This is a genomic window from Actinoalloteichus sp. GBA129-24, from assembly GCF_001941645.1.
GTDB lineage: Bacteria > Actinomycetota > Actinomycetes > Mycobacteriales > Pseudonocardiaceae > Actinoalloteichus_A > Actinoalloteichus_A fjordicus.
In genome coordinates this window covers 2248236-2269632 of sequence record NZ_CP016077.1, presented here as the reverse complement: position 1 = coordinate 2269632, position 21397 = coordinate 2248236, and the positions used below count along the sequence as shown (strand labels likewise).

The 21397-nt window shown below is 68.2% G+C and carries 15 protein-coding genes and 1 CRISPR repeat array; of the genes, 7 read left to right on the top strand and 8 right to left on the bottom strand.

From position 1 onward, the window contains the following. Window positions 1–4 precede the first annotated feature (4 nt). The 5 genes from UA75_RS10270 to UA75_RS10250 all read right to left on the bottom strand — a co-directional run bounded on the left by UA75_RS10270 (window position 5) and on the right by UA75_RS10250 (window position 9823). Complete coding sequence (locus tag UA75_RS10270; RefSeq protein WP_232237710.1) at window positions 5–1621, bottom strand: serine/threonine-protein kinase; 1617 nt, start codon at window positions 1619–1621, stop codon at window positions 5–7. 61 nt (window positions 1622–1682) lie between these two features. Continuing rightward, on the bottom strand, window positions 1683–4826 hold the full coding sequence (locus tag UA75_RS10265) for a type I restriction endonuclease subunit R (RefSeq protein ID WP_075740043.1): 3144 nt from the start codon (window positions 4824–4826) through the stop codon (window positions 1683–1685). Continuing rightward, window positions 4823–6100 (bottom strand): restriction endonuclease subunit S, encoded by a 1278-nt coding sequence (locus tag UA75_RS10260; protein ID WP_157434097.1) that lies wholly within the window; start codon window positions 6098–6100, stop codon window positions 4823–4825. The genes UA75_RS10265 and UA75_RS10260 overlap by 4 nt, the downstream gene beginning before the upstream one ends. Continuing rightward, window positions 6097–8076 carry an N-6 DNA methylase gene (locus tag UA75_RS10255; RefSeq protein WP_404799971.1) on the bottom strand — a complete coding sequence of 660 codons (1980 nt, stop codon included), beginning with the start codon at window positions 8074–8076 and terminating at the stop codon, window positions 6097–6099. The genes UA75_RS10260 and UA75_RS10255 overlap by 4 nt, the downstream gene beginning before the upstream one ends. Before the next feature lie 28 nt (window positions 8077–8104). Continuing rightward, on the bottom strand, window positions 8105–9823 hold the full coding sequence (locus tag UA75_RS10250) for an N-6 DNA methylase (protein WP_157434096.1): 1719 nt from the start codon (window positions 9821–9823) through the stop codon (window positions 8105–8107). 258 nt (window positions 9824–10081) lie between these two features. Here UA75_RS10250 and UA75_RS10245 point away from each other — a divergent pair, with 258 nt between their 5' ends. Beyond that, complete coding sequence (locus UA75_RS10245) at window positions 10082–11797, top strand: DUF6119 family protein (RefSeq protein ID WP_083683087.1); 1716 nt, start codon at window positions 10082–10084, stop codon at window positions 11795–11797. A 424-nt stretch (window positions 11798–12221) separates the two neighbouring features. On the opposite strand, the gene UA75_RS10240 is transcribed toward UA75_RS10245, so the two are convergent. After that, complete coding sequence (locus UA75_RS10240; protein WP_075740039.1) at window positions 12222–13265, bottom strand: ferric reductase-like transmembrane domain-containing protein; 1044 nt, start codon at window positions 13263–13265, stop codon at window positions 12222–12224. 333 nt (window positions 13266–13598) lie between these two features. Further along, on the bottom strand, window positions 13599–14540 hold the full coding sequence (locus UA75_RS10230) for a LysR family transcriptional regulator (protein WP_075740037.1): 942 nt from the start codon (window positions 14538–14540) through the stop codon (window positions 13599–13601). An 82-nt stretch (window positions 14541–14622) separates the two neighbouring features. Between UA75_RS10230 and UA75_RS10225 the strand changes: the two genes are divergently transcribed. Continuing rightward, window positions 14623–15384 carry a sulfite exporter TauE/SafE family protein gene (locus UA75_RS10225; protein WP_075740036.1) on the top strand — a complete coding sequence of 254 codons (762 nt, stop codon included), beginning with the start codon at window positions 14623–14625 and terminating at the stop codon, window positions 15382–15384. A gap of 91 nt (window positions 15385–15475) precedes the next feature. Here UA75_RS10225 and UA75_RS10220 read toward each other — a convergent pair whose 3' ends face one another. Beyond that, window positions 15476–16150: a CatB-related O-acetyltransferase gene (locus UA75_RS10220; RefSeq protein WP_075740035.1), complete on the bottom strand. Its 675-nt coding sequence runs from the start codon at window positions 16148–16150 to the stop codon at window positions 15476–15478. A 374-nt stretch (window positions 16151–16524) separates the two neighbouring features. Between UA75_RS10220 and UA75_RS10215 the strand changes: the two genes are divergently transcribed. The 5 genes from UA75_RS10215 to UA75_RS10195 all read left to right on the top strand — a co-directional run bounded on the left by UA75_RS10215 (window position 16525) and on the right by UA75_RS10195 (window position 21376). Further along, a complete protein-coding gene (locus UA75_RS10215; RefSeq protein ID WP_075740034.1) occupies window positions 16525–16956 on the top strand; it encodes a hypothetical protein in 432 nt (143 codons plus the stop codon). After that, on the top strand, window positions 16949–17254 hold the full coding sequence (locus UA75_RS10210; RefSeq protein ID WP_157434095.1) for a hypothetical protein: 306 nt from the start codon (window positions 16949–16951) through the stop codon (window positions 17252–17254). The genes UA75_RS10215 and UA75_RS10210 overlap by 8 nt, the downstream gene beginning before the upstream one ends. Before the next feature lie 240 nt (window positions 17255–17494). Then, window positions 17495–18011: a CRISPR direct-repeat array (repeat unit 29 nt; unit sequence GTCCGCCCCGCGCAAGCGGGGGTGAGCCG). 237 nt (window positions 18012–18248) lie between these two features. Then, window positions 18249–18959, top strand: a complete 711-nt coding sequence (locus UA75_RS10205; RefSeq protein ID WP_075740032.1) for a GntR family transcriptional regulator — start codon at window positions 18249–18251, stop codon at window positions 18957–18959. 258 nt (window positions 18960–19217) lie between these two features. Continuing rightward, window positions 19218–20081: a fumarylacetoacetate hydrolase family protein gene (locus tag UA75_RS10200; protein WP_075740031.1), complete on the top strand. Its 864-nt coding sequence runs from the start codon at window positions 19218–19220 to the stop codon at window positions 20079–20081. Next, window positions 20078–21376: an L-fuconate dehydratase gene (locus UA75_RS10195; RefSeq protein ID WP_075740030.1), complete on the top strand. Its 1299-nt coding sequence runs from the start codon at window positions 20078–20080 to the stop codon at window positions 21374–21376. Before UA75_RS10200 ends, UA75_RS10195 begins: the two co-directional genes overlap by 4 nt. Window positions 21377–21397 lie beyond the last annotated feature (21 nt).

The window sequence follows — 21397 nt, the reverse complement described above, 5'->3', positions numbered from 1 at the left end:
GAAATCACTTTTCGAGCGGCAGGCGCCCGTCCGGCTCAGCTTCCGGCAGTCCCAGTCGTTGTCGCTGTCGGGCGAGGTTGCGTACCTGAGCCGAGTCGGAGCCGAACGCGTCGATGAGCATCGGGCGGATGCCATCCAGCTCCGTCAGTGCCTCATCGACGTACCCCGCGACGGCAAGCATCTGGGCGATGACGAATCGTGACTCGAAGATCCTGGCCGACTCGTCACTGTCATCGCTGTTGACCGCGTTCTGCACGTAGAATCGCAGTTGGGGCAAGGCCTTGTCCGGCTTGCCGATCTCCGCGTACGCATGGCCGGCCTGATAGGCAGCGTTCAGCGCCCGAGCATCGTCCGCCTGCCGGAACTCGAGGTAATCATCTACGACGACCTCGAGGACTCTGGCGGCACGCGTGTACTCCCCCGCGTTGAACAGGGCGGCGCCGTGGAGTTCCCGCAGCAACAGCGACAGTGCCCGGTCGTCGCCTGCGCGCTCGATGGCGTCCTCGATCAGTCTGACCGCCTGCGACGGCCTGTCGTCATCCAATAACACCTGCACGTTGGCATTCAGTCGATCGAACTCGGCGTCGGTGAAGCTCCCCCGGTCACCGCCGGATGAACGCGGACGAGGTGCAGCCAGCAGCGGTCGCCGAAAGGGGTCGGTCGGATCGCGGTGGCCATCCACCGGGGTAGACCGTGCGTCAGATATCAACGGCACGAGTGCCGCGTAGACCTCAGTCGCGGACGGCCGGGCCGACGGTTCCTTGGCGAGCATCGACTTCACCAGCTCATCGACCTCCCCCGACAAGGCGGCCCGACGCGCTCGCACGGACGGCGGAGCGGACGACAGATGCTGGTCACGCAGCGAGGAGCCGACCGTCTCGTGAAACGGCACATCCCCGGTGAGCAGCTCACAGAGCAGACAGCCCAGTGAATAGATGTCGGACGCGGAGGTGACGATCCTGCCCCGATACTGCTCCGGGGACATGTACACGGGCGTGCCCACGGTCTTGTCGACCTGGGTGAGCCTCGGCAGTGCCCCGGCGCCGCGCAGGATGGCGATGCCGAAGTCGAGCACCTTGACCAGTCCACCGTCCACCAACATGACATTGGCAGGCTTGATGTCGCGGTGGACGACGTCGACCCGGTGAACATCGGCCAGTACTGCGGCGATCTGGGCTCCGATCGCCGCCGACCAGGCCACGTCCGGTGACGACGAGGCGTAGTCCGTATGGTCGAGCACGGCCTCCAAGGTCGAACCGCGGAGGAGCTGCATGACGAGCCACAGTTGCGAACTGCCGTCAGCCATGGTCTCGATGCCGGTGTCGTAGACGGCAGGCGTGCCGGGGTGTTCGAGCTGAGCGGTGGTGCGGATCTCCCGAAGGAATCGTCTGCGGTCCCGCTCCAGCGCGTCGAGGATCTCCACCGCTGCGGGGCTATCCGGCGCGGCAGGCACCGACCCGGCCGACGACGGACGCAGCACTTTGATCGCGACCTGTCGATCCAGACGTTCGTCGTAGCCGTGGAAGACCTCGCTCATGCCGCCCCGGCCGAGCAGCCCGTCTATCCGGTAACGCCCCGCGAGTAACCGTCTCTCCGACGGCCCGCCCGTCTCCCCCGCCACGCTCCCACCTCCACGCCGGCCCCCGATCCAAGCCTGCCATGAGGACGGCGCGCACGGAGTGTCATTCCTCGGCCGCGTGTCCGCCGGTCTCCCTGGCCATCTCGGCTCGCAATCGCGCCAGTGCCTCATCGCGGGCAGGTTCGGTGATGATTCGATACGCGCGCCTGCGTGCCGCCTCCTTGATCGCAGTGCGGAATTCGTTGTTGTCGAAGTACAGCTTCATGAAGTCGGTATTGCGTTCAGAGTTCTCGGCGACGATGTCGTCGAGCCGGTCATCGGCGACCTGCCCGAACCGAGATTCGTCGTTCATCAGCGCGATCTGCTGCATTCCCGTGTCCTCGACGAGCCCGACCACCTGCTGATGGACCAGGATCTGATCGGCGGTGCCCAGGTCGAGGCCGAACCGGTTGTTGAGTTCGTCGATGACCTCCGACAGCGGCTTGAGGTCCGGTTCCCGGTAGCCGCCGCCGTCGGCGGCGTGGCCGCGTACGTCTCGATCGCCGACGGCGGAGAGGGACACGTTGTGCCGCCCGGTGAACTCCAGCCGGAAGTGGCTCAGGTCGGCGTCACCGATGTCGACCGAGGTCGCGGGCCGACCCGGCAGCCGGATCAGCAGGACCCGGCCGTACTGGTAGAGGCGTTCCAGGTCTCGGTCGCCCCAGTCGACGATCTGCGCGAGGAGGCTGTAGGCGCGCACGTAGTCCTGTAGCGCGCTGCGAAAGCCTTCCCGTCCGTCGTCGGTCTCCAGCGCGTCGAAGCGGTCGAGTGCGGGCTTGAGGTACTCGTGCAGTTCGGCGTGCAGCCGGTGCTCGGCAGGCCCGGGCAGCCTGCCAGGGCCTGCCGAGGCGAGCACCCGGATGAAGGCCTCCATCTCGGACGCCACGAGCAGGGCGTACTCCATCACCTCGCGCTGTCTGGTGTACAGCAGGTTCGGGTCGCTCGGTTCGGTGATCGTCGTCTCGAACCAGTCCTCGAACGCGGCCTGGATGTCGGCGGCGGCGTTGACGAAGTCCAGGATGTGCACGTCGTCCTGAGACTTCAGCGGGTGGATGCGGTTGAGCCGCGAAAGGGTCTGCACGGCCGCGACTCCGGTCAGCGGCTTGTCGACATACATCCCGCACAGCAGCGGCTGGTCGAACCCCGTCTGATACTTCTCCGCCACGACCAGCAGGCGGTACTCGTCCTGATCGCGCGCGGCGGCCTGCGGGTCGTCGGCCTTGGTGTAGGCGAATCGTTCCGGCAGCCTGCTCTCGGGGAAGCCGTTGAGCTGCGCCTCGGTGAAGTCCAGTTCGGTCTTCTCGTCGGTCAACCGGCCGGAGAACGCCACGAGCGTCCCGCAGTCGGTGTACCCGCGTAGTTCGATGTGGCTGCGCATCGCCTGGTACAGGTCCAGGGCGTGCTGTCTGCTGCCGGTGACCACCATGGCCTTGGCTCGGCCGCCCAGTCTCCCGGCGATGTTCTCCCGGAAATCCTCGACGATCAGCTTCGCCTTCTGCGCCAGAGATTTCGGATGCTGTTCGGCGAAGCGGACCAGTTTCGCCCTCGTCCTGGCCGCGTCGACCTCAGGGTTGGTGATCCGCGACTCGGCCTGCTCTACGGCGGCTTCCCGCAGGCGCCACTTGGTGTCGTAAGTGAGATAGTTGGCCAGCACGTCGAGGATGTAGCCCTCTTCGATCGCCTGCCGCATCGAGTACACGTGGAACGGCACGTGCATGCCCTGCTCTCCGGTGCGCGGATTGATCCGATCCGGGTCGAGGGTGCCGAACAGCTTGAGCGTCGGGGACTTCGGCGTGGCGGTGAAGCCGAAGTACGACAGGTTGGGATGCCTGCCGCGTACGCGCGTCATGTATTCGGCCTCGTCCTCATCCTCCAGCCGCACCGCATTCGATCCGAGCGCCTGTTTGAGCCGTGTCGCCGCATCGCCGCTCTGGGAGGAGTGCACCTCGTCGATGATCACCGCGTATCGCTTGCCTGTCAGCCCCATCGCCACGATCTTCTTCAGCACATAGGGATACATCTGCAGGGTGCTGATGACGATCTTCGAGGTGGCGTCGTCGAGCGCACCCGCAAGCTGTGTCGAGTCGACGTCGATTCTCTTGACGACACCCGCCGTGTGGTCGAACTGGTAGATGGTCTTCTGGAGCTGCCGGTCGAGCACGACCCGGTCGGTGATCACGATGGTCTTGTGGAAGACCGGCTGGTTGTCGGCGTCGAACAGGTTCGACAGCCGGTGTGCCAGCCACGCGATCGTGTTCGACTTGCCCGAGCCTGCCGAATGCTGGATCAGATAGTGGCTCCCCGCCCCGGCCTGCTGAGCATGGGACACCATCTTCCGCACCGCGTCCCACTGGTGATAGCGCGGAAAGATCCGAGGCGCGGTGTGCGGACTGGTCTTCACCCCCTTCTTGTCCGGCGCCGTGACATGGATGAAACGTTGGAGGATCTCCAGCCAGTTGTCCCGCTGCCAGATCTCTTCCCACAGGTAGCCCACACTGTAGGAGCCGGGTGCAGCAGCCGGATTACCTGCCCCGCCGGACACCCCGGGGCCATGGGTGCCCGTGTTGAAGGGCAGGAACTGGGTGTCCCGGCCGCGCAGCCGGGTGGCGATGAAGGCTCGATCGGGATCGACGGCGAAGTGCACCAAGGCCCGCTTGGCGAAGAAGATCTCATTCGGGTCGCGACGCCGGTACTGCGCGATGGCGTGGTCGGCATTCTGCCCGGTGTTCGGGTTCTTCAGCTCGACGGTCGCCACCGGCAGCCCGTTGAGGAAGAACGCCATGTCAACCGACTTTGCCGGGTCTCGCACGCTGTAGTGCAGCTGACGCGAGAACGTCAGCGCGTTCTGGCGATACTCGGCGAGGGCGTCGGCGGCCAGGGTGTGACCGGGCCGGAAGTAGGCCAGATCGATCTGCACGCCACGATCCCGGATGCCCTGCCGCAACACGTCGAGCACCCCTCGTGCGTCGATCTCGGCGGCGACGCGCTGCGCGAACCGGCGTTCCGCGACGGCGTGATCGCCACCGTAGAGCTCGACGAGTCGTTCCCAGTTCTTCCGCTGGGTGGCACCGACGAACCGGTAGACCTCGGCGACGTCGATGCCCAGTTCGGCTTGGTAGGTGCCTTCCGAGGGCACCCAGCCTTGCACGATCAGCTCGGCCTCGACACGGCTCTCGAAGGCGTGCTCGGTGTGGGCTCCCGGGCTCATCCGGCGAGGCCCCCTGACGCGGAGAACCCGCGTGCGGTGGTGACGTCGATCTGGCCGGTGACGGCGGCGGTGATCAGGGCTTGGCGGCGTTCGGCGAGGCGTCCTGCCTGCCGATCGATGGCGTTAAGCAGTTTCGTTGCACGGCTACGCATCTCAGACATTTCTGCAATCACATCCAATTGAACAGAAATGGGCACACTAGGTATAGGCCAGGACTTAACATCGCCCGCCTTTAGATTCGCCATCGAGTGCGAGGTGCCATGCGATACCTCGGCACAAAATGTGCGAATCTTGGTAGAAGTCGAAACTACCACAAGGAATTCCGACAGCAGGTCCGGCGTAGTTGCTATACGAAATATCTTATCGCACAGCATGAGCTTCCGACGAGGGAAGTTGGCGACCGCAGCAGCACCGACGAGTCTTGGCGTATTCGCACGGGTGATCAGCAGATCACCATGCCTTATCTCATAACGCCTGACCGGATTAAATTCACCAGGCAGACTCTTGTTCTCATCCTCAAAGAATGAACCATCCTTAACCGCACTCACCTTTAGCACGCCCCACGCCCCAGAATCAGCCGCATAGTTAAAGCCTTGCGGACTGACTCCCTGCTCAATAGAACGAATTGATCGACGAAACGGATGCTCGCCGAAACGGTGAACGAGTTCGCCAATCCTGGCATCAAGGGCCGCCGTAATTCGCGCAATCACGGATTCACGAACAGCACCTTGCAAGGCGGCCAATTGATCAATCCGCGCCAATTCGACGTCAAGGAAATCGGCGATGCGACGCTGCTCGCCAATGGGCGGCAGTGGCGCCGCCAAGCCCTTGATCCTGTCCGCACTTAGATGGTAGATGTTTGCACCGGACGCAATCGACGCGAAATCCCCACTCAAGTAGGCCCCTCGAGCCCACCAGCCGAGGTACCGGGCATCGGTGATCTCCGGCCTCGGGCGGAGCCGCACCAGGGTGTTCTGAAAGCAGATCGTTCCCGGAATCTCTTCGTTCCACACCGCAGAGGCCCCAACGGCGCCGAGACTTCCACTACCTTCGGTAACCAGAACGTCACCTGCCCGCAGCTTGAAGATCGCCTGCTCAGCCGGGCTGAAATTCATCATCTTGACATCGGACAAGACAAGTTGTCCGTCTTTGACGTTCGCTGCTCGCAGGTACGGGACCATGTTGGGCCCCGACTCGTGCTGCGGGCTCCGTTGACGACCGAGGCGGACTTCGGCTGCGCCGAAGAGACGAGGAGTCGAATCAGCACTGGTCACGACCCCGTCACCTCACCAAGCAGCTTCTGGATCTGAGCCTCAAGCTCCCGCAGTTCCGCATCGATCTCCGCCAGCGGCCGAGGCGGGGTGTAGACGTAGAAGTGACGGGTGAAGGGGATCTCGTAGCCCACCTTGGTCTTGTCGTGGTCGATCCAGGCGTCCGGGACGTGCGGGACGACCTCGCGGGCGAAGTAGGCCTCGATGTCCTCGTCCAGCGGGATGTTCTCGTTGTCCCGGAGGTCGGGGTCCGGCAGGATCGCGCCGTCCTTGTCGCGCTGCACCTCCCCCTCGGGGTCCGCGACCGAGACCGCGCCCCAGAAGGCCTTGAGCAGCGAGGCGGTCTTCGGCCACAGGGCACCGGCCTCGGCGACGGCCTTGTTCATGGCGTCGGCCGCGTCCTGCTTCGTCCACCACACCGAGCCGATCAGCCCGCGCAGGGCCGGGGCCAGCGCCTCCCGGCCATCCCACCTGGCCAGTCCCTTGGCCGTCGCCAGCGCCGCGAGGGTGTCCTCGGTGATCTCGAAGCGCAGCTTCAGCGGGCGTTCGACGGTGATGCGATGATAACCGAAGTCGCGGGTGCCGAAGATCTTCACCTTCGCGTGGTCCGGGTGTTCGCTGTCGGCGGCGACGGCGACGGCGTCGCCGTAGAGCTCGGTGATGTGCTTGATCTGCGCCTCGCTGATCTGCTTGCGCTTGTCGCCCAGCGACTTGCGCATCTTCTCCCACTGGTCGCGGGCGTCCAGCAGGATCACCTTCTCCCGCAGCCGGGCGTCCTTGCGGTTGGAGAGAATCCAGAAGTACGTGGAGATGCCGGTGTTGTAGAACAACTGGTCTGGCAGCGCCACGATGCCCTCCAGCAGGTCGTTCTCCAGGATCCACTGCCGAATTCTGGACTCGCCGGACTCCGCCGCGCCGGTGAACAGCGGGGACCCGTTGAAGACGATCGCCACCCGCGAGCCCTTGCCCTCGACCGGCTCCATCTTCGAGATCATGTGTTGGAGAAACAGGAAGGAGCCGTCGTTGATCCTCGGCAGTCCCGCACCGAAGCGCCCAGCGAACCCGAGTTCGGCCTCGGCCTCGACCTCGTCCTTGACCTTCTTCCACTCCACGCCGAACGGCGGATTGGCCAGCATGTAGTCGAACTTCCGACCGCTGTGGCCGTCCTCGCTGAAGGAGTTGCCGAAGCGGATGTTCTCCCCGCGCTGGCGCCGCATGAGCATGTCGGACTCGCAGATGGCCCAGGACTCGGCATTGATCTCCTGGCCGAACAGGTACACGCGAGCATCCGGATTGATCGACTTGAGGTGATCCTCGGCTGCGGTCAGCATGCCGCCGGTACCGCAGGCCGGGTCGAGGATGTTGATCACCTGACCGTCGCCCGCCACCGTGTCGGCGTCCGGGGCGATCAGCAGGTTGACCATCAGCTTGATGACCTCGCGCGGGGTGAAGTGCTCACCGGCGGTCTCGTTGGAGTCTTCAGCGAACTTGCGGATCAAGTGCTCGAAGACATATCCCATGTCGTGATTCGAGAGCTTGTCGAGATCCCGCATCTCGGCGAACCTGCCGACCACCCGGTACAGGAGTTTCGCCCCTGCGAGCCTGGTGATCTCGTTGTCCAGGTCGAAGCGCGCCAGGATCTTCCGGACGTTCAGCGAGAAGCCGTTGATGTAGTCGCGCAGATTCTTCGCCACGCTCTGTGCGTCGGCGGCGATCGTCGTGAAGTCCTGCCCGGAGGTGTTGTAGAACGGCAGCTTCGCTGCGCGTTCGAGCAGGAGTTCCTTGTTCTGCATGTCGAGGGCCGCGTCCCGCTCGCGGACGGCGTCGCGGGTGGGTGCCATCACCGCGTCGAGACGCCGCAGCAGGGTGAGCGGCAGGATCACCTGTCCGTATTCGTGGCGCTTGTAGTCGCCTCGGAGCAGGTCGGCCACCGACCAGATGTTGCTCGCCATCGCGGAATGGGTGGGGGGTGAGGTCACGGGTCTCTCGTCTCGCCTTCGGTCGGCGTCAGTCGGTTTCTTCATCGTGTGCGGCTCCCGGCGACAGGACACCCGAGATCAGGCCGTGCACGGTCTTCTCGATCACGTTCTCGCTCACGGTCGCCAACGTCTGAAGCGCATCGGCCAGTTCTCGCAGCCGACGGAACTCCTCACCGTAACGACGCTGTTCGGCCCGAGACATCCGTGGGAGGCGGCAGCGGCGCAGGTCCTCCCGGCTCGGCGCCCCGAGGGTGTTGGCCACCGGCAGTGCGGCGAGCTCGGCTCGCAGGAACATCGCGACGACGTCCCCGTCCAGCAGACTCGCATCCAGCTCGACGACCTGGGCGACACCGGAATCGTCGGCGGCCGTGCCGGTCGCGACGACGGGTGGGCGTCCCATGGTCCGCAGGAGCAGATCACCCGCGCGGGGTGTCGCGTCCCGCGAAAGGATGGTCAGCGCTCCGGACCGTTCCAGCTCGGCGACGGTCACATAGTCGTGTCTGGCGGACCCGGCGGGTGAGACGAAGCTCGGCAGGCCGCGGCCTATCCGGGCGTACACGGCCTGCAGGCGAGCGGTGACACCGGAGAGGTCTTCGGCGCGAACCTCGACCGGTGTGACATGTCGGGACGGCAACAGCTCGGTGTCGCCGTCGAGCAGATCCTCCCGCAGCACGGATCGGGAGAAACTCCCGTCGGCGTTGGCGAACAGCTGCTGCCATGCGGCGAAATCCTGCGGGACTTCGGCGCCGGTCTCCACGCCGGAGACATCGATCATCCGCACGGCCGGCGGCGCGACGGTGCCGCCGCTGCGGCGCAGCACCCAGAGGCACAGCTGTGCATCCGACAGCGAGCCGAAGCCCCTCGGCAGCGCGATCACCTCACGAAGGACCCCGGACTGAACCAAGGCCGCCCGGACATGTCGGCCGGATGGTTGGACACACATCCGCAGCGACATCGCGACCACGGCCACGCCTCCCGGGCGCAGGAAGGCGTAGCAGTGCTGGACCCAGGCAAGTTCTCCGTCACGGCGTTCCGGCGTTCCGAATCTCCACCGTGGATCGGCGGCAAGCCCGGCCGAGGGCCACCGCGAGTGATCGGATGGCAGGTCGCAGACGACGGCCGCCGCAGTGCCGAGATATCTACTCAGCCTGTTGTCGAGCAGGGAATCACCGACGTGGATTTCATACGACACGTCATGTGCAGCGCTGCGGAGGTTGAGGGCGGCAGTAGCAGCGGTCGGCTCGTCGGCCTCCTGGCCGACAAGTCGAAGGTGATCGCCGAACCGGTCGGCGACGGCCATGAGTCGCGTCGCATCGGCGCAGGCCGGATCGAGCACGACGGGAGCGTCGGCGTCCTCGGCTGACGCCGATGTCGATCTCGGCAGCAGTGACACCATGGCCCTGGCCATCATCTGCCCGGCGGTCAGGTCCGCCACGCCTCGCTCGGCCGTCGTCTCCGAGGATCGCCACGACGATTCGCAGTGCTCGTCGTCTGAGCTCGAGGCGCCGTCGAGAGACTGGGTACCTGTCTCGGTGCGCCCGGCAGTCGCCAACTGATGGGCCTTGCCCGTCGCCGCCAGCCAGGCCTCGACCGCAATCCGCGAGAAGGTCGGGCTCGATCGAGTGCCCCCGACGGGCTGAGGGAACTGCGGATAGCGGCGACGCCAGTTCGACACGGCCGCACGCCCGACACCGGCCAGCCGCGCGATGGCGGCAGCCGTGATCTCGCCGGTTTCGTCAGGGCTCACGAGCGGTGAGGTTACAAGGTCGCGTCCGAGCCGACGAACCCGGGTGAACATCCATGCCTAGGTTCACAACTTGTGTACAGAGTTGCCCGTGTTCACGGAATTGAACTATGGTCTCGTCGCCCCGATCGACTTCGTACCGCCGCTCTCCAGCCGGCTGGCCTCCCAATCTGCCGACGAACCGGTGCTGACGCCAAGCCGCAGTCGACGGGCATCTCGCCTTGCCAGACACGCCCGCAACCCCGAAGAAGGGCACGGACCATGACCGCGTCGAACGTCTCCCCCGTCATCGCCGACGAACCCAAGAAAGCGCCGCCTGACACCCGCAAGACGTCCCTCTACCGCCTGCGCACCCACGGCCCGGTGGCCGACGAGCCGCTCCGGTCATTCGTCCTGCCGCGCTACCTGGACCGCGACGGCTTCGCCGCCGTCCCGGTGAATCACGAAGGGGTTCGCGGCCTCCTCGTCTCGGGCACAGTCGCCCCGGGACGAGCTGACTGGTGTCACCCCCTGAGCGCCCTGGCAGGCCGCCTCGTCTCGGAAGAGAACCGGACCGCCTTCGGGCTGCTCCTGGTACGCACCGACAGCGCTGTCTACGGCCTCACCTACGGCATGGGGCATCTCATGATCGATCCGGCTCGCATCGACCCGGGATTCGGGATCGCGTTCGCCGTACGGTGTCTGAACGAGGACCGGATCACCAAGGTCCGCCGCCAGCTCATGGACGCCCGAGGTCGTACGGATGAGAACTCGGCCACGCGAGGTGAGCACATCCGCGAGTACGGCATCGAGCAGTACGGCGAGATCGTCAGCCAGATCTCCGGCCAGATCAGCGGCGTCGGGCTCACCTTCACCCGGGACCGTAAGCGGGCTGCACATGTCACCGGCAACGACCGGTCGATCAAGCTGCACATCGGCAGCTCGCCTGCGGCCCTGCTCCACGACCTCCACCAGATCGAAGAGGTGTGCGCCCGTCCCTCGCCGCTACCCGAGTTCGAGTTCATCGCTCAGGTGCGTCCACTCGGCCCGAAGTCCGAACAGGCACAGCGCCTCGATGCGCATCTCGACGCGATGCTCGGCGTGGCCGGGGAGACCCGAATCGGGCTGGCGGTGCCCAGCGAGTGCCGGACACGATTCGAGTTCGCCGAATCCTTCAGGCTGACCATGCCTGGCCGTACCAGGCAGCACTTCGACCTGGATGTCGACGATCTCGTCTCCCCGGTACGACACCTGCCCTCGGGCAGCAGGCTGAAGACGCTGCGCCGAGGGCGCGTCGAAGTGTTCGCCGACACCGACGGCGCCGACCGCATCAGTGGGCGGAGCCGGGCAGACCACTGGCTGACCGCCGAGGTGTCTGACAGCATTGCCCACTACTTCTACTGGCAGGGCTGCTGGTACGAGATCGGCGCCGACTATCACACCGCCATCGAACGGAGGATCACCGAGCTCCTGGCCCGCCCGGTCAGTGTCACGCTGCCGCCGTGGAGCCGAGGCGAGAGCCACGATGAGGGCTGGTACAACAGGCAGATCGCCGCTCAGCGCGGTTATGTCCTTCTCGACAAGGACACGGTGCACACGAAGCGCTTCCGCGGCGGCGGCCTTGAAATTGCCGACGCCCTCGGCCCGCGTGGTGAGCTCGTCTACATCAAGAAGGCGGACAGGACGGCAGCGCTGAACCACCTCTTCGCACAGGGTCGGGCGGCCATCGAGACCCTCCGCTACGACACGGAAGTCCGAACCAAGTTCGTTGCGAAGCTCGATACGCTTGCGCCCGGGCATCCGGTGGACCGGTCATTTCGCTCCCCGACCCTCGTCTACGGCATCCTGCTCAAAGACGGCGTGGCCCTGACCTCGGAGTCCCTGTTCTCCTTCGCCAAGGTCGCTCTACTACAGACCGCAACGGCGCTTCAAGGCATGGGAGTGAATCTCCAGGTGGTCTCCATCTCTCGCACGAACGCGACCGGTTCTGAGGAATAGTCGAAGGACACCGCATCACGAACCCCGTCACAGCGGCGGGGAGATTCCTCACGGTTGGTCATAGGCTGGCTGGTGGCGCACGTCCCCTGGTCCTTCAAGACCCTGCGCCATTGATGTCCCAGACATCTGATCTGATTTCCCACCATGTCAACTTGCCTCGCGCTAGTTCGCCCCCAGCCTCGGCTACGGCAGGGCGCGGCGCGCCCCGCGCGAGCGGGAAGCGCGACGATATCCACCTGATGACGAAGTGCGGCGTCCCAGCAGCCCGAATAGTGAGACGGCCGGGACGCCGAGATCGGCGAGGCGAGCAATTCGTCTTTTTCAGGCGACGGGACAATTGTCGTTCGTCCCGTGACGGGCCCGGGGCGGCAGGTGAGCCGACCGATGCAGGTGCAGCTACCTGTGCCGAGCGCGGCGAAGCGCCTCAGCCCCGGGACCGTCGCGCAGCGCGCTCCGGCCGCCTGCGCTCGGCGCGGCGTACCACGGCGACCGCCACGGCGATCGCGACGCAGAAGACGGCGAAGCCGACCCAGACCATCCAGGGCAGCACCACCGGCTCGGCGCCCATCGCCTCGTCACGGATGCGGCCGCCGTCGCGGCCGCTGACCGCGACCGCGATGATCACCGCGATCGTCGCCACGACGGCGAGCAGCGAGATGATCTTGCGGGCGATCGCCAGTGGGCTCCTGTCCCCGCCGAGGCGTTCACCTCGGCGGGCCGGGGCGACCAGCCTCAGCACCAGCAGCACCGCGACCGGGATCTGCAACAACCACAGCGTCGTCCTCGGCCAGCCCTCGAACCAGACGTTGGTGCCGTACAGCAGGGTGTGCCACACGCTGAGCACGTAGACCACGATGACGAAGCGGTGCAGCCCCCGCCACAGCCGGGCTCCGGTGCGGTTGCGCAGGTAGTAGACGAGGCCGAGCGGAATGGCGAGATAGAGGGCGAGCAGCCCCAGCAGGATCGCCACCCGGCCGGTGCCGGACGGATAGCCGCCGGGCACGAAGCCCTCCACGAAGGCGCTGAGCACCCGGCCGAGGGCGCCGAGTTCGTTGTCGTTGGTCCGCACCAGTTCGAGGAAGAACAGGAAGGCGTGCGCGAACATCAGGGCGATCGTGGTGAGGCTGGTGGTGCGATGCCAACGCTCGACGCGCACCGGGGAGATCCGCAGCCAGCCGGGCCGGTCGCTGGAGCGGATCAGGCCGAGCATGGTCGTGAGCCAGGCCCACAACAACGCGGACCAGCCGAAGGCCTGGCACAGCCAATACATCCAGTAGGCGTGCGGGTCGAGGTAGGGCATCACCTCGAGCGTCGGCGAGCTGCCCGCCAGCACCCGGTCGAACAGGAACCAGAAGATCAGGCCGGTGATCACCAACGCTGCGGTGGCATCGGGGATCGCCGCGCGCAGGTCGGCACGCAACCCCGCAGGCCGTCGTCTCTCCTCGGTCTTCGCCTCCGTGGCGACCATCGCAGCACCGCCTTAGTGGCCTGGACCAGTGGACTTCTTTCTTAGCCAAGGCCACTGCGCTGCGTCAACGACGAGGACATCGGGTTCGGTGGCCGAGATGCGCCACGATCGTCGGGAACTGAAACGCGGTCCCGGACGACGGCGGGCCCGATTCGAGGCGGGAGCCGAGGCGCCCGCGATCGGCGTCGGGCCGGTCGATCCGACGCCGGATGCCGTCGACGCCGGCAGGTCGGACGACGCGCTTCCGAACCGACGAGAACGGGGCGAAGGCAGGCATATCGAGTGGACCGGCGCGAGGACGGCGAGGGGCCGGGGCGCAGGCAAGCCCGGCGATCACGGGTCGGCGGACCGCGCCGCCGCGCCGAGGTCGGGCTGCTCGTCCCCGCCTGCGTTGGCCGCGGCGCGCAGGTGGCCCGCGAGGGCCGTCACCGCAGCCGGCGACGCACTGGCGCCCGCTCCCCAGCACAGCAGATGGCGGCGTCGCGCCCAGGAGTCCCGGAGCGCGCACATCTCGACCGGCGTGCCTGCTGCGACGGCCCGGCTCGGCACGACGGCGAGTCCGACTCCCGCCATGGCCAGGGCGATCACGGTGCCGAGGTCGGCGACGAGGGTGCGGTAGCGCGGGGCGGGCGCGGGCGGGCCGACGTGCTGCGCTATCCAGCGGTGCAGCGAGGAGTCCGTGCCCAGCCCGACGAGCGGATGCTCGGCGACCTCGCGGTAGGCGAGGGTGCCGCGCCCGGCGAGGACGCCGCCTGCCCGGCCGATCACCACCAGCGAGTCGTCGCCGAGCGGTTCGGTCCGCAGGCCTCGATCGCGGGCCTCGTCGTCCAGGACGATGCCCAGGTTCGCCGCACCGTCGGCGAGCCGCTGCACGGTCTGCGGTGTCGGGCACTCCGAGACCGTGACGTCGACGTCCGGATGCGCACGCAGGAAGGAGACCAGTGCCTGCGGCACGAAGCGGTGCATCGCGGAGCCGCCCGCCAGCAGCACCAGCGGCGCGGCCGAGGTCCGGGCGTAGCCCGCGACGGCACCTTCCAACAGCGCGGTCTGGGCGAGCACGTCGCGGGCATGTCGGAGCAGCGTCGCCCCGGCGGGCGTCGGACGCACGCCCCGGCGCTCCCGGATCAGCAGCTCGACCCCGGCGTGCCGTTCCAGGGAGCGCACCCTGGCGCTGGCCGAGGGCAGGCTCAACGGCATCCGCCGGGCACCAGCGGTGATCGAGCCCTCCGTCACGACGTGGACGAAGAGCCGGAGGTCGCCCAGGTCGTAGCGCACCAGCCCAGCCTATGGCACAGCCTTACCCTGACTGCGGAGATGACGCATTGTGGGCCCCGCTCGGCGGTGTGATGCTCGGCGCGTGGCCGAGATCGTCTTCCTCCTGCTCGCGGGCATTGCGGCGGGTGCGCTGAACGCCGCAGGCGGCGGCGGGACCTTCCTCGCACTGCCCGCCCTCGTCGCCGCCGGGCTGCCGCCCGTCACGGCGAACGCCGCGTCCACCGTCGCGCTCGTGCCGGGTGCCGTCGTCGGTGCCTGGGTCTATCGCCGGGAGGTCGTGCCCGTCGGTGTCACCTCCACGACCGCGCTCACCGTGACGAGCATGGTCGGCGGTGCGATCGGCGCCGGGCTGCTGCTCGCGCTGCCGTCGGAGTCGTTCGACGTCGCGGTGCCGTGGCTGCTGGCGTTCGCGACCGTCGTCTTGGCGTTCGGCCGTCGGCTGTCGACCCTGCTGCGGAACGCGGCGGGACGGACGCTGCGCCTGGGTCCGCGCCCGATCCTGATCGGTCAGTTCGTCCTCGCGATGTACGGCGGATACTTCGGCGGAGCCGTAGGCATCCTGATGATGGCCCTGTGGGGTGTCGGGCTGGGGCTGGACGTCGCGAAGAGCAATCCGATGCGGGTCCGCCAGCTCTCCGCCGTCTACGCCACCGCGACGGTGCTCTTCCTCGTCGCCTCCGACGTCCTCGCCCATCCGCTCCCGCTGCTCGCGATGCTCGTGGGCGGCGTCGCGGGCGGCTACGGCGGCGCGCACCTCGTCCGCAGGCTGCCGCCCGGCATCCTGCGCGGCACCATCCTGGTCACCGCCGTGACCATGACGATCCTGTACTTCCTGCGCGGCTGAGCGGAGCACGCCGAAACGTCCAGCACGCCGAGACTCCGGCAACGCCGCGACGCCGAGCACGCTGTTCCCGGCCCGTCGCCGGACCGGCGGGCTACCTCGCGTCGGACTGCGCAGAGGACACGGCCTCGGCCGCGATGCGCTCGATGTCGGCGGGGGTGCCCGTCATGATCGTGCGAGCGTGCTCGGTCACCAGTTCGACCGGCCAGTCCCACCAGGCGGCCGCCGTCAGCCGGGCCACGTCGGCCTCGTCATAGCGCAGGCGGATGACGCGGGCCGGGTTCCCGCCGACGATCGCATAGGGCGGCACGTCGGAGGTGACGACGGCTCCGGTGGCGATGATCGCGCCGTCACCGATGCGGACGCCGGGCATCACCGTGGACTGGTAGCCGAACCACACGTCGTTGCCGACGACGGTGTCGCCTTTGCGCGGCATCGCCAGGATCACGTCCAAGGTCCGTTCCAGCCACTCGCCGCCGAACATCGTGAACGGGAAGGTCGACACCCCCGAGGCCGGGTGGGCCGAACCCGCCATGATGAATCGCGTGTCGGCGCCGATCGCGCAGTATCGGCCGATGATCAGCCGCTCGGCGCCGTGGCTGTAGAGCACGTTGCGCTCCACGAAGTCCAGCGCGCGCTCCGGATGGTGGTAGTAAGTGAACTCGCCGACGTCGATCCGATAGCTCGGGCCGATCAGCGGCTTCAGCAGCACCACGCTCGGCCGATCCGGCATCGGATGCAGCACGGTCGGGTCGGGAATTGCGGGCATGGCGACTCTCTTCTCTGCGGGCACGGCCCCCGGCGACACGGCTCTTCCGCCGCTGATGCGCAGCGTCGCAGGGCGTCTCGGTTAAATGCAACTCAATTCGCGTTTAGCGTCAGTGATCGCCACCCGCCGAGGGACCCGGCGAGACCGGCTGCCGCACCTCGCAAGGCCCGCAAGAACAGGCAGTCGGCGCGGCGAGACGACGCGGGACGTCCGCACTTCCCGTGACGACCACGCTGCGTGAGCGCGAGGAGATCATCCGATCGCTGCGCACACCGGAGAAACGACCCTCGTACGGAGGGCAGTCCCGACGACATCGCGGCCTATCATGGTACGTATCGGGTTCATGATCGGACACCGAGCGTTACATTAGGACGGTGGGTGGGTGGGAGTACGCGGTCTGGGGGCTCTTCGGCGGCTTCGCGGTCGAAGGGCTGGAGTTCTCGGGCGCGATCCGGCGGACGGGGAACTGGCCGTGGCGGATTCCCGGCGAGCCGGGCCCGCTGCCGCTGCTGGTCTCGGTGCTGATCCGGCTGGGCGTCGGCTCAGGGCTGGCCGCCGCCGCCGGGATCACCGGTCAGGTCAGCGGCCCGTTCGGCGCCCTGGCCATCGGGGTGGCGGCTCCACTGCTGGTGGAGCAGATCACCAGAGCACTGCCCGCCGCCGCGCCGCCGTCCGTCCCGGCAGGGCCTGCCGCCGAGGAAGCGGCGACATCATCCGAGCAGCAGACCGCCGACCTGAGCGGGGTCCGAGCCGAGGCGCACCGCGAACTGACCGTTCACCGAGGCACTGGAGGCGACGATGACTGAAGGTTTCCTAGGCGCCCTGGTGCGCGCGCTGGCCAGGAACACCCCCGCGTTCGATCCGCCGCGCGCGCAGCACTCCGACGGCAGGCCGGGCCTGCGCGCGGCGCTGGCCAGGAACTCGGCCGGACCTGGATCGTCCACTTCGGACGGCGGGCCGACGGATCTCGCGGGCCGCACCGACCGGAGTCGGATGCGAACCCGGCGGGAACGCGATTCCGCCGCCTCGGTCAGCGGCCTCCCGCGCGCGGCCGCGACCCGCGCGGGTCATGTCCCGGCGACGACGCGACCGAAGCCCGCCTGAGGCAGGCGAAGCTCAGCCCTCCCGCGCTCCAGCGGCGAGTCGAGCCGTCGCGTGATCGCCTGACAGCGCCACGCGCGATTCGCCATCCGAATGCCCGCCGGTGCGCGACATATGACCTGCCGACCACGGCCGGAGCGACTCCGGCCGACGCCCAGGCACGGCGACCCCAGGTGCCCTCAGGAGGCCTCACCCCATGATCACAAAACAATAACGCCCTCCTAGAGGAGCAGGTCGGTAAGGGTCCGCCCCGCGCAAGCGGGGGTGAGCCCCGGTGTGGTGACGACCCAGGCGTGGTCGGTGGGTCCGCCCCGCGCAAGCGGGGGTGAGCCCCCGGTGCAGGTGGTCCAGGAGGTAGAGCAGGTGTCCGCCCCGCGCAAGCGGGGGTGAGCCGACCCGCCCGACGAAGCTGCGCGCGCGTCGCGAGTCCGCCCCGCGCAAGCGGGGGTGAGCCGGGCATACTCCTGCGCGGGTCCGGGCGTCGGGTGTCCGCCCCGCGCAAGCGGGGGTGAGCCGATGTGCAGGACGCCCGTGCTGCTCGGCTCGCCGTCCGCCCCGCGCAAGCGGGGGTGAGCCGTCGCGGATGCCGAGTCTGTCGCACGCGGTGATGTCCGCCCCGCGCAAGCGGGGGTGAGCCGGGGATCGGCGGCACGGCGAACAGCGCCCGAGTGTCCGCCCCGCGCAAGCGGGGGTGAGCCGGCCAGGCCGGGTGCGCCTTCGGTGTGTCTGTGGTCCGCCCCGCGCAAGCCGGGGTACGCCGTTACCGCTGCCCGTCCCGACTCGTCCGAATCCCGCCCGATCCGCAGGACGATCCTCGTCGGGCTCCGATTCGGACTCCAGGCCGTGCGCCGAGGGCGGGACTCCCACCAGGCTCCGAGTTCGACCGAAGGAGGCCGGCGGTCGGCGAATCCTATAGGATTTCGGGCCGCCTCAGCCTAGGGTGCAGGACGAAGGGTTGCCGTCGAGGCGGCTCTGGCGCACGGACGCGGGAGGCACGATGGCCGTCGGCACGGCAGAAACCGACCCCGGTCCCGCGACGACGACCGCGCCGCAGGGTCGCCGCAGGAACGTCCTGGTCGACGACGTCTACGAGACGATCAAGAACCTCATCATGGATCACGCGATCGCCCCCGGCGCCAGGGTCTCGATTGACGGGCTCGCCCGCACGCTTGCCGTCTCCCCCACCCCGGTCCGCGAGGCGCTGGCCCGGCTGGAGTCGGCCGAACTCCTCGTCAAGGAGCCGCTGCGCGGCTATCGGACGACGTCGCTGCTCACCCTCGACCAGTTGGACGACCTCTACCGCTTCCGGCTGCTCATCGAACCGTGGGCGGCCTCGGAGGCGGCTCGCTCCGCCGGGACGGGGCCGAAGTCCCGGCTGCGTGCCGAGATGGACTCCTGCGCGACGCCGGATTCCCCGCGTTATCAGGAACTCGCCCTGCACGACACCCGCTTTCACCTGCTCGTCGCCGAGCTGGCAGGCAGCGGCCAGATCCGACGGGCCTTCGAACGGACCCACTGCCACCTGCACATCTTCCGGCTGTACTACGACCACCGGGCGGGCACGATGACGGTGGCGGAGCACCGCAGGGTGACCGAGGCGATCCTGCGCGGCGACCCGACCGAGGCCGAGACGGCCATGCGCGCCCACCTGGAGGCGGCCTACTACGACCGGCTGCGGCCGCTGGTCGAGAGTCGGGACACGCCGTGACGCGCCTCGGGCGCCCGCGCGCCGGATCGGAGCGGGCGGGTGAGCACCGACAGCCCGTCCGAAGTCGTGCCGCCGCGCCCGCCTCCGATCGCCCGCCGTCCCACGAACCCGCGTCCCGGCGCGTCTCGCCGAGCCCTGGCCCCCGCCGAGGAGCGCGGGTCCGTCGGCCGCTGGGCGGAGATCGCCCGGCACCAGGCCGAGAGACACACCGTCCACATCGTCCAGACCGCCTGCCACGGCGGTAGGAGAGGAGTACCCGTGCGGCTGCTTCGACTCGGTCCTGTGGGGGCCGAACGTCCCGCCCTGCGAGCCGACGACGGCTCGGTCTTCGACCTGACCCCGGTCACCGACGACATCGACGGCGCCTTTCTCGCGGGCGACGGCATCGCCCGCGCCAGGCAGGCGCTCGCCGCCGGGACGCTGCCCGCGCTCGACGCGACGGGCCTGCGGGTCGGCGCGCCCGTGGCGCGGCCGACGGCGGTGCTGTGCATCGGCCAGAACTACGCAGCCCACGCGCGGGAGTCCGGCGCCGAACCGCCAGCCCAGCCCATCCTGTTCTTCAAGCATCCCAACACGATCGTCGGACCGGACGACGCGGTGGAGATCCCGCCGAACAGCTCGCGCACCGACTGGGAGGTGGAGCTGGCGGTCGTGATCGGCAGGCGTGCCAGCAGGCTGGCCAGCGAGAAGGACGCCCTCGCGCACATCGCCGGCTACACGGTGTCCAACGACATCTCCGAGCGCGAGTGGCAGCTGGAGCGGTCCGGCGGCCAGTGGTCGCTGGGCAAGTGCGGTCCCGGCTTCAACCCGCTCGGCCCGTGGCTGGCACCCGCCGACGAGATCGCCGACCCGCAGGATCTGCGCCTGCGGTCCTGGGTCGGCGGCGAGGCCCGGCAGGACTCCTCCACCTCGGACATGGTGTTCAGCGTCGCCCACCTGGTCTGGCACCTGAGCCACTTCCTGACCCTGGAGCCCGGCGACGTCATCAACACCGGAACCCCGGAGGGGGTCGCCATGTCCGGTCGCTTCCCGTATCTCGCCGCCGGGGACGTCGTGGAGATCGAGATCGACGGGCTGGGCCGACAGCGCCAGGTCATGGTCACATCGGGAACCGCCGAATGAGCCGAGTCCTCGCGCTCGACGTCTCTGACGTGCGCTTCCCCACCTCGCGGGAACTCGACGGCTCGGACGCGATGAATCCCGATCCGGACTACTCGGCCGCCTATGCGGTGCTGCGCACCGACGACGGGCCCGACGGACACGGCTTCGTCTTCACCATCGGCCGGGGCAACGACGTCCAGTGCGCGGCGATCGCACTGCTCGCGCCGTATGTCGTCGGCCGGGACGTCGAGGAGTTGTGCGCCGATCTCGGCGGGCTGTCTCGCGAGCTCGTCTCGGACTCGCAGCTGCGCTGGCTCGGGCCGGAGAAGGGCGTCATGCACATGGCGGTCGGCGCGGTGGTCAACGCCGCGTGGGACCTGGCCGCCAAGCGCGCCGGGCTGCCGGTGTGGCGGCTGCTCGCCTCGCTCACCCCGGAACAGCTCGTCGACCTCGTCGACTTCCGCTACCTCACCGACGCGCTCACCCGCGAGGAGGCCTTGGCGATCCTGCGGGCGGCCGAGCCCGGTCGCGGGCAGCGGCTGGCCGAACTCGAGGCGGCAGGCTATCCGGGCTACACGACCTCTCCCGGCTGGCTCGGCTACGACGACGAGAAGCTCGCGCGGCTCTCGGCCGAGGCGGTGGCCGACGGCTTCGACCTGATCAAGCTGAAGGTCGGAGCCTCGGTGACGGACGACGTCCGTCGGATGCGGGTGGCGCGGGAGGCGGTGGGGCCCGACGTGCGGATCGCCATCGACGCGAATCAGCGGTGGAGCGTCGACGAGGCGGTGCCGTGGCTGCGTCGGCTCCGCGAGTTCAGTCCATGGTGGATCGAGGAGCCGACCTCGCCCGACGACATCCTCGGTCACGCGGCGATCCGCTCCGGCGCGGCGCCGATCCGGGTCGCCACCGGGGAGCACGTGCAGAACAGGGTGGTCTTCAAACAGCTTCTTCAAGCCGGGGCCGTCGACATCCTCCAGATCGACGCCACCAGGGTGGGCGGGATCAACGAGAACGTGGCGATCCTGCTGCTGGCGGCCAAGTTCGGCGTCCCGGTGTGTCCGCACGCGGGCGGCGTCGGGCTGTGTGAACTGGTGCAGCATCTGTCGATGTTCGACTTCGTGGCGGTGTCCGGCTCGATGGAGGGGCGGGCGATCGAGTACGTCGATCACCTGCACGAGCACTTCGTCACCCCGGTTCGGGTGGAGCGCGGACGCTACCGGGTGCCCGTCGATCCCGGTTCCGGTGCGGAGATGCACGCCGACTCGCGCCGACGATTCGCGCACCCCGACGGCGAGGTCTGGCGCACCGAGGGCTGAGTCGAGGCCGCGTGGTCACCG

Coding starts and splice junctions, on each gene's coding strand:
- UA75_RS10265 (WP_075740043.1), bottom strand. CDS start 4,826: ATGAGCCCGGGAGCCCACACCGAGCACGCCTTCGAGAGCCGTGTCGAG.
- UA75_RS10210 (WP_157434095.1), top strand. CDS start 16,949: ATGACTGAAGGTTTCCTAGGCGCCCTGGTGCGCGCGCTGGCCAGGAAC.
- UA75_RS10195 (WP_075740030.1), top strand. CDS start 20,078: ATGAGCCGAGTCCTCGCGCTCGACGTCTCTGACGTGCGCTTCCCCACC.
- UA75_RS10205 (WP_075740032.1), top strand. CDS start 18,249: ATGGCCGTCGGCACGGCAGAAACCGACCCCGGTCCCGCGACGACGACC.
- UA75_RS10245 (WP_083683087.1), top strand. CDS start 10,082: ATGACCGCGTCGAACGTCTCCCCCGTCATCGCCGACGAACCCAAGAAA.
- UA75_RS10240 (WP_075740039.1), bottom strand. CDS start 13,265: ATGGTCGCCACGGAGGCGAAGACCGAGGAGAGACGACGGCCTGCGGGG.
- UA75_RS10220 (WP_075740035.1), bottom strand. CDS start 16,150: ATGCCCGCAATTCCCGACCCGACCGTGCTGCATCCGATGCCGGATCGG.